The organism is Kitasatospora sp. NPDC015121 (genome assembly GCF_055562955.1).
Window position 1 is genome coordinate 77,856 of record NZ_JBVHEH010000016.1, and the last position, 13,886, is coordinate 91,741.

At 75.2% G+C, this 13,886-nt stretch carries 14 protein-coding genes; 5 read left to right on the forward strand and 9 right to left on the reverse strand.

Annotation, left to right across the window (positions count from 1 at the left end):
• The 6 genes from ACZ3J7_RS24505 to ACZ3J7_RS24530 all read right to left on the reverse strand — a co-directional run bounded on the left by ACZ3J7_RS24505 (position 1) and on the right by ACZ3J7_RS24530 (position 4,783).
• Entirely contained in the window at positions 1-504 is a 504-nt protein-coding gene (locus tag ACZ3J7_RS24505) for a potassium channel family protein (RefSeq protein ID WP_465624707.1), read from the reverse strand.
• Positions 501-1,808, reverse strand: a complete 1,308-nt coding sequence (locus ACZ3J7_RS24510) for a hypothetical protein (protein WP_465624709.1) — start codon at positions 1,806-1,808, stop codon at positions 501-503. The genes ACZ3J7_RS24505 and ACZ3J7_RS24510 overlap by 4 nt, the downstream gene beginning before the upstream one ends.
• Before the next feature lie 161 nt (positions 1,809-1,969).
• Entirely contained in the window at positions 1,970-2,242 is a 273-nt protein-coding gene (tatA, locus tag ACZ3J7_RS24515; protein ID WP_465624711.1) for a Sec-independent protein translocase subunit TatA, read from the reverse strand.
• 191 nt (positions 2,243-2,433) lie between these two features.
• Positions 2,434-2,757, reverse strand: a complete 324-nt coding sequence (locus ACZ3J7_RS24520; RefSeq protein ID WP_465624713.1) for a DUF202 domain-containing protein — start codon at positions 2,755-2,757, stop codon at positions 2,434-2,436.
• Positions 2,754-3,125: a YidH family protein gene (locus ACZ3J7_RS24525; RefSeq protein ID WP_465624715.1), complete on the reverse strand. Its 372-nt coding sequence runs from the start codon at positions 3,123-3,125 to the stop codon at positions 2,754-2,756. The genes ACZ3J7_RS24520 and ACZ3J7_RS24525 overlap by 4 nt, the downstream gene beginning before the upstream one ends.
• A gap of 116 nt (positions 3,126-3,241) precedes the next feature.
• The gene (locus tag ACZ3J7_RS24530; protein ID WP_465624717.1) at positions 3,242-4,783 is read right to left on the reverse strand and encodes an MFS transporter; all 1,542 of its coding nucleotides are present in this window, start codon (positions 4,781-4,783) and stop codon (positions 3,242-3,244) included.
• Between the two features lie 110 nt (positions 4,784-4,893).
• Between ACZ3J7_RS24530 and ACZ3J7_RS24535 the strand changes: the two genes are divergently transcribed.
• Positions 4,894-5,472, forward strand: coding sequence for a TetR/AcrR family transcriptional regulator (locus ACZ3J7_RS24535; protein ID WP_465624719.1), 579 nt, complete (start codon positions 4,894-4,896; stop codon positions 5,470-5,472).
• A gap of 59 nt (positions 5,473-5,531) precedes the next feature.
• Here the strand turns inward: ACZ3J7_RS24535 and ACZ3J7_RS24540 are convergent, their stop codons facing one another.
• Positions 5,532-5,867: a cupin domain-containing protein gene (locus tag ACZ3J7_RS24540; protein WP_465624721.1), complete on the reverse strand. Its 336-nt coding sequence runs from the start codon at positions 5,865-5,867 to the stop codon at positions 5,532-5,534.
• Between the two features lie 165 nt (positions 5,868-6,032).
• Here ACZ3J7_RS24540 and ACZ3J7_RS24545 point away from each other — a divergent pair, with 165 nt between their 5' ends.
• Positions 6,033-6,293, forward strand: coding sequence for a hypothetical protein (locus ACZ3J7_RS24545; protein WP_465624723.1), 261 nt, complete (start codon positions 6,033-6,035; stop codon positions 6,291-6,293).
• Positions 6,294-6,399: 106 nt separating this feature from the next.
• On the opposite strand, the gene ACZ3J7_RS24550 is transcribed toward ACZ3J7_RS24545, so the two are convergent.
• A complete protein-coding gene (locus tag ACZ3J7_RS24550; protein ID WP_465624725.1) occupies positions 6,400-7,557 on the reverse strand; it encodes an acyl-CoA dehydrogenase family protein in 1,158 nt (385 codons plus the stop codon).
• Positions 7,558-7,706: 149 nt separating this feature from the next.
• On the opposite strand from ACZ3J7_RS24550, the gene ACZ3J7_RS24555 reads away from it, so the two are divergent.
• Positions 7,707-8,798: a TetR/AcrR family transcriptional regulator gene (locus ACZ3J7_RS24555; protein WP_465624727.1), complete on the forward strand. Its 1,092-nt coding sequence runs from the start codon at positions 7,707-7,709 to the stop codon at positions 8,796-8,798.
• Positions 8,799-8,900: 102 nt separating this feature from the next.
• Here the strand turns inward: ACZ3J7_RS24555 and ACZ3J7_RS24560 are convergent, their stop codons facing one another.
• A complete protein-coding gene (locus ACZ3J7_RS24560; RefSeq protein WP_465624729.1) occupies positions 8,901-9,218 on the reverse strand; it encodes a hypothetical protein in 318 nt (105 codons plus the stop codon).
• A 330-nt stretch (positions 9,219-9,548) separates the two neighbouring features.
• On the opposite strand from ACZ3J7_RS24560, the gene ACZ3J7_RS24565 reads away from it, so the two are divergent.
• On the forward strand, positions 9,549-11,504 hold the full coding sequence (locus ACZ3J7_RS24565; RefSeq protein ID WP_465624731.1) for an ATP-binding protein: 1,956 nt from the start codon (positions 9,549-9,551) through the stop codon (positions 11,502-11,504).
• Positions 11,501-13,855: a tetratricopeptide repeat protein gene (locus tag ACZ3J7_RS24570; RefSeq protein WP_465624733.1), complete on the forward strand. Its 2,355-nt coding sequence runs from the start codon at positions 11,501-11,503 to the stop codon at positions 13,853-13,855. Before ACZ3J7_RS24565 ends, ACZ3J7_RS24570 begins: the two co-directional genes overlap by 4 nt.
• Positions 13,856-13,886 lie beyond the last annotated feature (31 nt).

Below are 13,886 nucleotides of genomic sequence, written 5' to 3' on the forward strand. Positions count from 1 at the left end.
TCAGCCCTCGTGCCGGGCCCGCTTCACCGCGCGGGTCTTCACCTGCCGGGTCAGCGCGGTCACCCCGGTGGTCAGGAACACCACGGTGTACAGGAGTTGGAGCATCACCACGACTCGGGCGGCCTGCCCGGCCGGGTGGATGTCGCCGTACCCGACGGTCGCCATGGTGATCACCGTGAAGTACAGCGCGTCGATCTTGGTGGACAGCCCCTCCAGCTCGCCCGGCTCCCGGGACATCGCCAGGTAGGCGCTGGCGAACACCACCAGCGCGCTGCACAGCAGGATCAGGATCCGCGGCACCGGGTGCCGGGACTGCCCGAGCACCTGCATCCGCACCTCGCGCAGCAGCCCCACCCCGAGCACGGTCAGCAGCACGCCGAACGCCGTCCAGCTGACCACCGGGTGGCGCGGCCCGAACCAGCCGGTCGGGAGGGTGAAGTACAGCACCATCAGCAGCACCGGGCCCGCCAGCAGGCCCACGTAGGTCCGGATCAGCTCCCTCACGCCGGTGCGGCCCCGCCGTCCGAGGGGGCCCCGGTGCGCGGCGCGTCCAGGAACTCCAGCAGGGCCAGGACGAGCAGCAGCACCAGCGCCGTCCACAGCACCACCGCGACGGTCGGGTAGCTCCAGGTCAGCACCACCACGGCGGCGACGGCGACCGCGCCCCAGCCGAGCCAGGCCTTCCAGCGGTGCACGAACGGGCCGACCGGGCCGAGCCGCAGGCCGATGCCCTCGGCGGCCTGCCGCACCGCCCCCAGGCCGGACCCCCACAGGTGCCGCACCCAGCCGGCCCGGCGGCCCGGGCCGGTCAGCCAGGCGGCCAGCGCGACCACCACGCCCAGCGCCAGCAGCATCCGGACCGCGGCCCGCAGGTAGCGCACGAGGGTGTCGTACACCGCCATCGCGGCGGCCTGGTCGACGTCGGCGGGCAGCTTGTCCAGGTAGAGCGCCCGGAACACGGTCAGCCCGATGCCCAGCACCCCGGCGCCGGCGGCCATCCCGAGCGCCGCGCCGACGGTGGCCCGGCGGCGGCGCACCGCCAGCGCGATCCCGCCGACCGCGCAGAGCAGCGCCAGCACCGGCACCCAGAACCCGGCCAGGTCGAGCAGCCGCAGCCCGGTCTGTGCCTTCCGCACCGACTCCGACTGCACCAGCGTGTAGTCGGTGTGCACCTCGGGGATCTTCGAGGCGAGACCGAGGCCGTCGGCCACCAGCCGGTCCTTCACCGCCGCGACCACCGGCCCCAGGTCGAGGCTGACGGTGTCGCCCTCGACCCGCACGGCCCCGCCGCCCTGCCCGGTCAGCACCTTGTCGAACGCCGCGTGCGCGTTGCGCAGCACGCCCGTCCAGACCGTGGCGAAGGCGTCCGACTGGACGAACCGCAGCACCTGGTCGTGGACGAAGCCGGTCAGCCCGCTGGTCAGCGCCGGGCCGACCCTGCCCAGCGCGGCGTCCAGCAGCGGCCGGTCGGCGGGGGCGACCTCGTTCAGCAGGGCGGTGATCGGCAGCTGCTCCATCACCGCGCCGGTCACCCGGTCGGTCAGCGCGTTCTGCACCGACGGGTCGGACGCCAGCGGCGCCATCGTCGACACGAACCGGTCGGTGTCGGTGACCTGCGACCTGCTCCACGCGGCGACCACCCCGAGCGGGGTCAGCACCGAGGCCAGCACGATCAGCAGCACCGCGAAGAAGGACCGCACCCGGTGGTGCTCCCGCCGGGCGGGCCCCCGCTCCTCCCGCCGCTCCAGGAGGGCGATCCGCTCGCGCAGCTCCGCGAGCTCCCGCTCGTCCGACGGGTCCGCCGCCATCCGGTGCCTCCCTGTGATCCGCCGTCAGGTGGGTACCAGGAGACAACGGGACGAAAGGGGCGGCCACCCGGGCGAGCCGACACGCCGGAGCCCCCGGTCCGTCGGGGTGACGGTCCGGGGGCTCCGGTACGGCGGGACGGGGTCGGCCGGGCGGCCGGACGTCAGGCCGTGGTCGACTTGGTGGGCTCGGCGGCCTTGGTCACGTTGGTCGGCTCGACCGCCTGGCGCGGCTGCTCGGCCTGCGAGGCGGCGGTGCCGTTCTGCGCCTCGGCGGGGGCGTCGTCCTCGCGCAGGGCCTTGGTCTCGGCCTTCAGGATGCGCATCGACTTGCCGAGGCCACGGGCCATCTCGGGCAGCTTCTTCGAGCCGAACAGCAGGACCAGCACCACCAGAACGATGATGAGGTGCCAGGGCTCAAGACCGTTACGGAACATCCCTGACCACCGGTCCTTTCGTGGAGGTTCTCGCTGTGACGTCGGAGCCGGACACAACGCCCGACCCGGCCAGTATGCCTGGCCCGGTCGGCGAACGTATACACCCGTCGGCAAACAGCGGTCGAAAAACAGGTGATCCCAGTCATGTGGTCTGTACCACCTGGAGGGCCGCCGCCCGGGGCCCGGACGCCTCAGCCACCCCGGTTCACCAGCACCGACCAGGCGGTCCCGACGGCCGCCAGCACCACCGCGGCGGTCAGCCCGCGCAGCCACCAGCGGTCGGCCGGGAGGCGCGGACTGTGTTCCACCGCACTCCGCCGCCGCATCCCGTGCAGGTACAGGCCCACCGCCGACAGCGCCAACACCCCGCCCAGCGCGGCCAGTCCGGGCAGCCGGCGGACGCAGCCGGTCCGCAGCACCAGCAGCGCGTCGACGGCCAGCACCAGCGCGGTGCGGCTCCACGCCAGCAGGGTCCGCTCCGGCTGCAGGCCCGGGTCGCGCGGGGCGGCGGTCAACGCGACCAGCCGACGATCAGCACCGAGAACACCGCCGCCGCGACCGCCACGCACACCGTCAGCACCAGCATGATCCGGGTCGCCGGCAGCGGGCCGCCCGCCCGCATCGCCCGCTCCACCCGCGTCCAGCGGTGGTACGCCGCCGCCCCGAGCCCCGCCCCGCCCGCCGCCAGCAGCACCGCGAGCGTCACCCGCACCGGCACCGGCGCCAGGTCCGGCGCCAGCTGGTCCAGCCCCACCGCGCCCGCCAGCAGCGCCAGCGCCGTCCTGATCCAGGCCAGGAACGTCCGCTCGTTCGCGAGGGTGAACCGGTAGTCCAGCTCGTCCGGCCGCTCGTCCTCCTCCGGCTCCCCGGGCTCCTCCGCCATACGGCGACCCTAGGCCGGGCGGGTGCGCCCCGCACGCGCGGCGGGAGGCGACGGGGGCGGTCCCGCCGCCTCCCGCCGCCTCCCCGACCGTCCCGCCGTCCCGCCGGGCCCCGGGTCTACGCGGTCAGCGCCTCGGCTGCCTCCGCCGTCTCGGCCGCCTCCTCCCGCGGCGCCTCCGCCGCGCCCGGCACCGGCAGGTGCCGCATCAGCAGGTGGGCGGCCAGCGCGGCGCCGAGCATCACCACCACGCCGACCACCGCGGCGACCTGCATGCCGTCGGCGAAGGCGGCGCGGGCGGTGGTCAGCAGCTGGGCGGCGGCGTCGGCGGGGAGGTGGGCGGCGGTGGTGACGGCCCCGCCGAGGGTGTCGCGGGCGGCCTCGGGGGCGGCGCCGTCCATCCGGGCCCGGTAGATCGCCGCGCCGGCCGCGCCGAGGACGGCGATGCCGAGCGAGGCGCCGAGCTCCTGGGCGGTCTCGGCGGTGGCGCCGGCCGCGCCGGCCCGGTCGGCGGGGGCGGCGGAGAGCACCATCTCGCCGGTGACGCTGACGGTGCCGACCGAGCCGGCCGCGATCACGCCGGCGGCGACCAGCGGGAGGGCGAGCGAGGAGCCGGGCGTGACCAGGGCCATCGCGACGAACCCGGCGGCGCCCGCCAGGAACCCGGTGACCAGCAGCACGGCGGGCCGCACCCGGCCGGCCAGCGCGCCGAACCCGCCGACCGCCGCGCCGACGCCGACGCTGGGCAGCAGGGCCCAGAGCGAGGCGGCGAGCGGGCTGTAGCCCTTGACCAGCTGCAGGTACTGGGAGGTGAAGAGGGTGAAGCCCATCATCGCGAACATCGCGATGGTGTTGACGGTGATCGCCCCGGTGTAGGTGCGGATCCGGAACAGGGTGGTGTCGACCAGCGGGTGCGCGGCCGTCCGCAGCCGGGCGACCAGCGCGCCGCCGACCAGCAGCCCGGCGGCCAGCACCAGCGCGGGGCGCGGGCTCCAGCCGTCCACTGCGAGGGTCTTGATGCCGTAGACGACGGGCAGCACGGTGGCGATCGAGAGCGCGGCGCCGAGCAGGTCGAAGCGGCCCTGCCGCGGGGCGCGGTACTCGGGGAGCAGGAACGGCGCGGCGACCATCACCAGCAGCATCACCGGGACGGCGATCAGGAAGGCCGAGCCCCACCAGAAGTGGTTCAGCAGCAGCCCGCCGATCACCGGCCCGAGGGTGGCACCGGCCATCATGACGCCGCTCCAGGCGCCGATCGCGGCCTGCCGCCGCTTGGGGTCGGGGAACATGTTGCGGATCAGGGCCAGCGTGGAGGGCCCGAAGACCGCCCCCGCGACGCCGAGCAGGGCCCGGGCGGCGATCAGCCGGTCCGCCCCGTCCGACCAGGCGGCGACCAGCGAGGCGGCGGCGAAGGCGGCGGTGCCGCCGATCAGCAGCTTGCGCCGGCCGATCCGGTCGCCCAGCGCGCCCATCGGGATCAGCAGTCCGGCCAGCAGGAACGAGTACATGTCCATGATCCACAGCTGCTGGGTGCCGCTGGGGTGCAGGTCGGTGGCGATGAAGGGGACGGCGAAGAACAGCACGCCCATGTCCATGGCGAGGACGAGGGTCGGAAGCAGCAGGAGGGCGAGGCCCAGCCAGGCACGGCGGTCGGTGGTCATGACGATGACTGTACGAGCGTCTTGCACACCTGTCTAGTACAAGCGTCTAAATCATTCGTCCAAGACGTTCGAGCAAGACAAGCGTCTGGAGCGCGGCTAGCATCGGCGCCATGGGAAATCGCGAGGACCTGCTGGCCAGTGCCGCCCGCTGCCTGCAAGAGAAGGGCTACGGGCGCACCACCGCCCGGGACATCGCCTCCGGCGCGGGCGTCAGCCTGGCCGCGATCGGCTACCACTACGGCTCCAAGGACGCCCTGCTGGTGCAGGCCCTGGTGCAGGCGATGGGGGAGTGGGGCGATTCGATCGGCGCGGCCCTGGCCTCCGCCGCGGACGTCGACGACCCGCGCGAGCGCTTCGTCCGGGCCTGGGACGCGGTGCGCGACAGCTTCACCACCCACCGGGGCCTGTGGACGGTGCAGTTCGAGCTGCTCGGGCAGCTCGCCCACCTGCCGGGCCTGTCCGAGCGGCTGGCCGCCGCGCAGAAGGCGGGCCGGCTCGGCCTGGCCGCGCTGTTCCAGGGCAAGACCGAGGCGGAGGACACCCCGGACGAACTGGCCCGGGGCGTCTTCTACCAGTCGCTGCTGCTCGGCCAGGCGGCCCAGTGGCTGATCGACCCGGCCCTGGCGCCGGGCGGAGAGGAGTTCCTGCGCGGGCTGTCGCTGGTCTCCGGCGACGTGCTGGCGGGCTGATGGGCCGACGGGGTTGACGGGCCGACGGGCCGAGCGCCCCGGAGGCCGGGCGTCAGGCGTCAGGCGGTGACGGCGGTGAGCAGCACCACCGCGTCGGTGTGGGCGAGCAGGCCGTGCCGCTCCTGCGGGACGGTGTGCAGCTCGCCCGGGCCGGCCTCCTGGCGACGGCCCTCGACGGTCAGCGCCACCCGGCCGCGCAGCACCTGCAGGCTGGCGGCGACCGGGGCGTTGTGCTCGTCCAGCACCGCGCCGGCCCGCAGGGCGATCACGGTCTGCCGCAGGACGCCGTCGTGCAGCAGGAGGTGGGCGCTGCGGCCGTGCGGGCTGGCGGCGGCCTTCGCGGCGTGCTCCTCGGCCAGGGCGTTCAGGTCGATCCGGGCGGACTGCTCGGTCATCGCGTTCTCCTCCGTCGGACCCCCCGCGCCACCGGGGCCGCCGACCGGGCCCCTCGGACGAACCTAGGCCGCCGTCCGGCGTGTCGCGCGCCGGGTTCACGCGTAGGGGTCAAGGAGTGGGCCGCTCGGCGTGCGCGCCCGCGCGGGTGGGCCGAGGGTGGCCCCATGGCGACCAATCACAGCATCACCTTCGGCGGTTTCCAGGTGAACCGCGGCATGCTCACCGCCGGCGCGGCCCTCACCGGGCTCGGCGCCGTCGTCGGACTGACCGGCACGGTCCTGGTCTGCGCGGCCCTGGCGAACGCGGGCCGGGGGTGGATCCAGTCCCTGGAGACCCAGCCCGCCGAGCTCGCGCAGCGCGCCTTCCAGCAGGCCAAGGCCGCCTCGGCGGCCGGACGGGAGGCCTGGCGCGCCAACGCCAACTGACCGGCGGGGACGGCGGCGGAACGGTACGGAGGCGGGCGCCCGGTGGGGGCGCCCGCCTCCGTCGTGCTCAGTGCTCAGCGCTCAACCGGCGACCGGCGGCCGGCGGTCACAGGCCGAGCGACTTGGCGATGATCGTCCGCATGACCTCGCTGGTGCCGCCGTAGATCCGGAACACCCGGTTGTCGGTGTAGAGGCGGGCGATCGGGTACTCCAGGATGTAGCCGTAACCGCCGTGCAGCTGGAGGCACTTGTCGATCACCTCGGAGGCCGACTCGGTGCAGAACAGCTTGGCCGCGGCGGCGTCCGCCACCGTCAGCTCGCCGTGCTGGTAGAGCTCCAGCGCCTGGTCGACCATCGCCTGCTGGGCGAGCACCTGGGCCTGGCAGTCGGCCAGCGAGAACTTGGTGTTCTGGAACTCGGCGACGGCCTTGCCGAACACCTTGCGCTCCTTGACGTACGCCACCGCGAACCGCACGGCCGCGGCGGCCGAGGCGTACGCGCCGACGGCGATCGCCAGCCGCTCCTGCACCAGGTTGTGGGTCAGGTACGAGAAGGCCCTGCCCTCCTCGCCGAGCAGGTTCTCCACCGGCACCTTGACGTCGGTGAAGGACAGCTCGGCGGTGTCCGAGGTGCGCAGGCCGATCTTCTGCAGCTTGCGGCCGACCGCGTAGCCCTCGGAGGCGGTGTCCACGCACAGGATGGACAGGCCGGCCCGGCGGTCCGCCGGGTCGTAGGGGGCGGTGCGGCAGACCACCAGGACCAGGTCGGCGAGCACGCCGCCGGTGATGAAGGTCTTGGCGCCGTTGAGGACGTAGTGGGTGCCGTCGGCGGAGAGCTTCGCGGTGGTGGCGATGCCCGCGAGGTCGGAGCCCGCGCCCGGCTCGGTCATCGCGATCGCGGTCATGATGTCGCCCGAGACGAAGCCCGGCAGCCAGCGCCGCTTCTGCTCCTCGGTGGCGTACTCCATCAGGTAGGGCAGCACCAGGCCGGTGTGCACGCCCGAGGAGCCGAAGGTGACGCCCGCGCGGGCGGTCTCCTCGTAGATCACCGCCTGGTACTTGAAGCCGGTCTCGCCCGCGCCGCCGTACTCCTCGGGGACCTCGATGCCGTAGACGCCGAGCTCGCCGAGCTTGCGGTAGAAGTCGCGCGGCGGGTGGCCGGCCTCCTCCCAGCTCTCGTAGACCGGGACGACCTCGTTGGCGATGAAGTCCCGGATGGTCTCCCGGAACGCCTCGTGGTCCTCGTTGTACACGGTGCGGCGCACGGTGCGCTCCCTTCGGCGGCGGCTGATCGCGCAGTCAAGTTAATCGCCGGTAGCTTCCGGTGTCCAGGGCTTGCGGGCGGGCGTCGGCGGGGGTTAAGTGAACCGTTGCTAGCCTGGCACGGGGTGGCCGGGGGGAGGGGAGCGCGGTGGTGGAGCAGCGCCCTGTGGTGCGCCGGCCGCCCGGGCGGCGGGCCCGGATCCTGGACGTCGCGGCCGGGCGCTTCCACCGCGACGGCTACCACCGGGTCTCGATGGCCGAGCTCGCCGCCGAGGTCGGCATCACCGCTCCCGCGCTCTACCGGCACTTCCGCGGCAAGCCCGAACTGCTGCTGCGCGTCGTCGAGTCGGGGCTGGACGCGCTGTGCGCCGCACTGGCCGCCGAAGATCCCCGCGAACTCGCCGAACTCGCGCTGGAACGCCGCGAGTTCGGCATGCTCTGGCAGCGCGACGGGCGGCTGCTGCCGCCCGGGCAGCGGGCCGTGCTGCGGCGCAGGCTGCGCGCGGCCGTCCGGGAGGCCGCGGGCGGGGCGCGCGAACCGGCCTGGTGGGCGGTGCTCTCCGGCTACGGCAGCCTGAGCCACCACGGCGCGGCGCCGCCCCGGCGGCGGAGCCTGGAACTGCTGCTCGGCATGCGCGAACGGCTGCTGGCGGTGGACGAATCCGCGTTCCCGGCGGCAGCGGCAGCGGCAGCGGCGGCGGCGGCCCGGCCGGTCGGGGCGGCCGGGCCGATCGGGGCGGGGCGGCGGGACGAGCTGGTGACGGCGGCGACCCGGCTGTTCCACCGGCGGGGCTTCGACAACGTCTCGATGGAGCAGCTGGGGGCCGCCGTCGGCATCGCCGGGCCCAGCGTCTACAAGCACTTCGGGACGAAGGCCGGGCTGCTCGCGGCGGTCCTCGAACGCGGCCGGGACCGGCTGCGCGCGGAGGTGCTGCCCGTCCTCGCGGCCGGGACGGACCCGGCGGTGGCGGCCTTCGCCGACTTCGCCTGGCGGGAGCGCGACTACCTGGGCGCGATGCTCTCCGAGACCGGGCGGCTGGCCCCCGGCGGGCACCGGGCGGCGGCCGAGTTCCGCCGCGAGTTCGTCCGCGCGTGGGTCGGAATCGCGGCGGTGGGGGGCGAGTCGGCGGCCGAGACCCGGGTCCGGGTGCACGCGATGATCGCGGTCGCGATCGACACCGCCCGCGGCGGCGCGAACGGCCCGGCGGCGGTGGCGGCGTACGCGGCCGCCGCGCTGGGCTGAGCGGCACCGGGCCGAGCGGGCGGACGGCGGGGACGGCGGCGAGGCCGCGACGGGGAGCCCGTCGCGGCCTCGCGGTGCGTTCGCGGTCGTCGCGCGCCCGGCCTAGTACAGGACGAACGGGTAGTACACGGTGTGCGCGAAGTTCGCGTTCGACTGGAGGGCGCCGACGCCGCCGGAGTCGCCGGCCACGCCGAGGGTGTTGTTCTGGTTGCTCGCGCCGGAGCCGGTGGCGGTCTGCTGGGTGCCGTTGGCGTTGCCGTGCACCGGGCCGACGACGTTGGAGGAGCCGATGTTGCCGACCACGCTGCTGGTGGAGGAGTGGTCGGCGCCGGCGCCGTTGTCGGCGGCGGCGGTGCCGACGCCCGCCAGGAGGAACGCCCCGAGGGCGGTGACGACGGCGGCTGCGCGAATACGGGACACGGTGGTCTCCCTGCTAACTGGTGCGAATGTGACGCTCCGGGGTGGCCGCCCCGTTCGCGCCGGTTCCTGACGTCGCCCCCTCAGGATTGCCCACGGGGCCGATCGGGTTCCAGCGCGGGCACGCGGGTTCGCCCGAAGGTGTCGTACCGGTGGAATAGGCTGACGGCGGACCGCGGTCGGCTGAATACCCCTCTGACGTGGGGAGTTGCCCGTTCGTCCGGGGCGCCGGCGGGCCTTCGGGCGTCAACGATTGGTTGACCGAGGATCGACAGGAACGGGGAATCTTAAAACCCTGGTCGCCCGATTGTCGTACTGGCACACTGTGGCCTTATGTCTGATGCTCTTCCCCCCGCTTCCGGTGCCGGCGGAAGCGGCGCCGAATTCCCCGCCGCCGAGAACTCGGCGAATCTCCGCACCACGGAGGTCGACCTCGGCGGCCTGGTCGGGGTGCTCGCCACCCACCTGTACTCGACGCCGCTGGTGGCGCTGCGCGAGCTGGTGCAGAACGCCCACGACTCGCACACCCGGCGGAGGCTGGAGGACCCGGAGGGCGCCTACCGCCCGCTGATCCGGGTCACCGGGGACGCCGCCGCGCGGACGGTGTCGATCGAGGACAACGGGGCGGGGCTGACCGAACCGGAGATCCACGCGTACCTGGCGACCGTCGGCACCGGCTACACCCGGATGCTGCGCGACCTGACCGGCAACCAGGAGCTGATCGGCGCCTTCGGCCTGGGCTTCCTCTCGGCGTTCTCGGTGGCCGAGGAGGTGACCGTCACCACCGCCTCGCACCGCGAGCCGTCGGCCGCGCACACCTACCGCAGCCGGGGCGGCGAGCAGTACAGCGTGGAGCCCGCCCCGGCGCGGCCCGGCCCGGGCACGGTGGTGCGGCTGCGGCTGAAGGCCGAGCACGCGCACCTCGCCGACGAGGAGGCGCTGCGCGAGGTGCTGGTCCGGTACTGCGTGCTGCTGCCGATCGCGGTGTACGTCGGCGCGGACGAGGAGCCGGTCAACGACGTGGTGGTGCCCTGGCGGCAGGACGTGCCGGGCTCGCCGCACCTGCACCGGATGCGCTTCGCCACCGCGTTCGCCCGCAGCTTCGAGCCGCTGACCGCCTTCCCGGTGGCGCCCGCCGACGAGCGGACCGACGCGGTCGGGCTGCTCTGGGTGCAGGACGGCGGCACCTACGGGTCGAGCGACAACCGGGACCTCGCGGTCTACCTGCGCGGGATGCTGCTCGCCGACGACGCCCGCGACCTGCTGCCCAGCTGGGCCGGGTTCATCGGCGGCGTGGTCGAGTCGTCCCGGCTCACCCCCACCGCCAGCCGCGAGGACCTGCAGCGCGACGAGCACTACCGGGCGCTGCAGCGGGCGCTCGCCGACGCGATCGTGGACGGCCTGTACGAGACCGCCCGGCTGCACCCGGCGGCCTGGCGGCGGATCCTGGCCCGGCACGGGCAGGACCTGCTGGGCGCGGCGCTCTGCGACGACCGGCTGTTCACGCTGCTCGCCGACGACGTCCCGGTGCCGACCTCGCAGGGCGAGCTGACCGCGGGCGCGCTGCGGGCGGCGGGCTCCGGCGCGGTGCACGTGGCGCTGGGCAGCGGCGGCGGCTTCGAGGAGATGCTGTACCGGGCGATGCAGGTGCCGATCGCCCGCGGCGACCGGTACGCGGTGCTGCCGTTCCTGCGCCGCTACGCCCAGCTGCGGGACTGCCGGATCGTCGAACTGGGCAGCGAGAGCGGCAACCGGGAGCTGTTCCGGGCCCCCGACCTGCCGCTGCCCGCCGAGCAGCACGCCTGGCTGGCGGCCGCGCTGACCGACGACGGCGAGCAGCTGGTACCCGCCCGCTTCGACCCGCCCGGCCTGCCGCTGGTGCTGGTGCCGGACCGCGAGGCCGAGCTCAAGGCGCGGATCGAGGACGACCGGGCGGACGCCCGGATCCCGTCCGCCGCCCTGCAGTTGGCGCGGGCGTTCACCGCGCGCACCGACGGCGAGGTCAAGGCCCGGCTGTACCTGAACCTCGCCTCGCCGGCCGTCCGCGACCTGCTGGCCGCCTACCGGGCCGGGCACACCGGCGCGGCCACCGCGGCCGCGCTGCTGCGCTCGCTGAAGGTCATCATGGCGGCGGCGGCAGGCTCGGCCGCCGGCGACCTCGGCGCGGCGCTGTCCGGCATCTCCACGGCGGTGGCCGCGCTCACCGCCGCCGTCCCCGCGGACGGCCCGTCGGCGCTGCCCGACACCATCTTCACCGCAGACCTTCCGCAGGGGGACGAGGAACGATGACCACCGACATCTGGTCCTGGGTGCAGGACACCCACCGGCAGCTCGCCGAGTCCGGGCAGCACCGGCTGGCCGACGCGCTCGTCGAGATCGCCGGCCACGCCGTCGAGGGCCGCAACGAGCAGCTCGACGCGATGTACCCGGAGGCGCTGGCCTCCGCGCGGGCGCTCGGCCTGCCCTGGGTGGAGGTGTTCCTGCGGCACTGGCGGCTGCAGAACCTGCTGAACAAGCGCCACCAGGGCGAGGCCGCGATGTCCGAGGCGGTGTCGCTGCTGGAGTTCGCGCACCGCGAGGAGACCGCGTCCTGCCCGCAGTCGGTGTGCGCCGTCCAGGACTTCACCATCTGCCACGCCAACATCGACGGCCCCGGCTACGTCCCGGAGCGGCTCGCCGTGCTGGAGGAGGCGCTGCAGCGGGTCGAGCCGGCCCGGGCCTGCTTCGACTGCCTCTCCCGCGAGTACGCCGACACCCTGGAGGACGACGGCCGCCCCGCCGACGCGCTGGCCCACCTGGACCGGGCCGAGACCCGGATCCGGGCGGCCGGCGAGCGGGCCTCGCTCTCCTTCGCGCACAGCCGGGTCTCCGCCCTGCACCGGCTCGGCCGCCACCAGGACGCGCTGGACGCCTTCGACACCGCCGAGCGGGCCTACGTCGCGGCCGGCAACCGGCTGGATGACGACGACCGGCGCAAGCTCGCGGTCGGCCGCGCCCTGCAGCACGCCGCGCTCGGCCGGACCGGCACCGCGCTGGAGCTGCTGCCGGACGCCGAGGAGGCCGACCGGTACCCGGACATCCGGCACCGCTGGTCCTCCGCCGTCGAACTGCTGGTGGCCGCCGGGGAGTTCGAGAACGACGCCCGGCTCGGCGCCCGGCTCGCCTCCTGGGCCGGCGAGCTGGACGTCGCCGGCTCGCACCGGCCGTGCCTCGACCTGGTGCTGCGGGCCGGGACGCTCGCCCTCGGCCGGGGCGCCCGCGAGGTCGCCCTGACCCTGGCCCGGACCGGCGAGCGCAAGCTCGGCCGGCTCCGCAGCACCGCCGGCGTCGCCGAACGGGTCGCCGCGCTGCGGGCCGCCGCCGAAGCCCTGCCGCACCCTCCGCTCCCGGTCCCGGCCGAGGAGCTGCCGCGCTGGCTGGGCGAGAACCAGCCCGACCCGGAGACGGGCGCCGACCTGCTGGCCGCCGCGCTGGCCGCCGCCGCCGCGGCCGGGGAGCGGCCCGACACCGTCCTGGTGGTCAACCTGGCCACCGTGCTCGGCGTCCTCGGACACACCCGGGCCGTCACCGAACTCGCCTGGGCCCAGCTGGAGCTGGACCCCGGCCACGAGTACCTCACCGGCATGCTCGGCCAGCTGCTGATCGACGCCGAGGACGGCGAGGGCGTCGACCGCCTCGCCACCCGGATCGCCACCGCCGACCCGGCCGACGCGCACTGGCTGCGCGCCCGCTGGGCCGCCGCCCAGGGCCGCTGGGCCGAGGTCGGCGAGCAGTGCGCGGCCGTCCTGGCCCACTCGCCCGACGCGCTCAACACCCGCCGCCTCGCCGCCTCCGCCGCCACCCGGCGCGGCGACCACGCCGAGGCCCAGCGGCTGTACGAGGAGCTGCTGGCGCACGCCCTCGACCCGGCCGAGGCCGGCCAGGACCAGGAGCACCGCACCGTCCAGGGGCCCGACCTGTGGCACCTGGTCACCGCCGCCACCGCCAACCGCGACTGGGCGGCCGTCCGCGCGGCCGGCGCCCGGCTCGGCATCGAGTTCGACACCGACAGCGGCCCGGTCGAGGAGGAGTGGCAGCTGGTCGAGGTGCGGGTGCGCCGCGCCAACGGCACCACCACCGACCTGCCCGCGCTGCGCACCGGCCCGGCCACCGCCAGGGTGCTGCCGGTGCTCGGCGACGACCTCGACCTCAACCACGGCGACGTCGTGGTGTTCGCCCCGGCCGTCCTGAACGACCGTCCGGAACCCGGCAGCGACGGGGCCGAGGACTGGCGCCCGGTCTTCGAGCACCTCACCCTCCTCGACCCGGCCGGCTACACCACCTACTGGCTCGACGGCGGCCGCCCCCCGGCGGACGACTGGTACGCGCTGCGCGACGCCCTGCGGGAGGCCGGCCACGCGGTCTGGGTCTACAGCGGCGACGAGTACCGGATCGCCGACCCCGCCGACCCCGACGGCAGCCTCCCCGGCGTCTACGCCGCCCTCGGCGTCCCCCCGACCAGCAGCGCCGCCGACGCCGACGCCCTCCTCACCACCCTCACCGCCCGCCTCGCCCACCCCCTGGCCTGGCCCGCCCTGGCCGAGGCCGCGGGCGCCGACACCGCCCGCCACCAGGAGATCGTCGACGCCTACGGACTCTGACCCCGCTGCCCCGTCCGCGCCCCGCCGGTCG

Coding starts and splice junctions, on each gene's coding strand:
- ACZ3J7_RS24510 (WP_465624709.1), bottom strand. CDS start 1,808: ATGGCGGCGGACCCGTCGGACGAGCGGGAGCTCGCGGAGCTGCGCGAG.
- tatA (WP_465624711.1), bottom strand. CDS start 2,242: ATGTTCCGTAACGGTCTTGAGCCCTGGCACCTCATCATCGTTCTGGTG.
- ACZ3J7_RS24525 (WP_465624715.1), bottom strand. CDS start 3,125: ATGGCGGAGGAGCCCGGGGAGCCGGAGGAGGACGAGCGGCCGGACGAG.
- ACZ3J7_RS24530 (WP_465624717.1), bottom strand. CDS start 4,783: ATGACCACCGACCGCCGTGCCTGGCTGGGCCTCGCCCTCCTGCTGCTT.
- ACZ3J7_RS24535 (WP_465624719.1), top strand. CDS start 4,894: ATGGGAAATCGCGAGGACCTGCTGGCCAGTGCCGCCCGCTGCCTGCAA.
- ACZ3J7_RS24540 (WP_465624721.1), bottom strand. CDS start 5,867: ATGACCGAGCAGTCCGCCCGGATCGACCTGAACGCCCTGGCCGAGGAG.
- ACZ3J7_RS24545 (WP_465624723.1), top strand. CDS start 6,033: ATGGCGACCAATCACAGCATCACCTTCGGCGGTTTCCAGGTGAACCGC.
- ACZ3J7_RS24565 (WP_465624731.1), top strand. CDS start 9,549: ATGTCTGATGCTCTTCCCCCCGCTTCCGGTGCCGGCGGAAGCGGCGCC.
- ACZ3J7_RS24570 (WP_465624733.1), top strand. CDS start 11,501: ATGACCACCGACATCTGGTCCTGGGTGCAGGACACCCACCGGCAGCTC.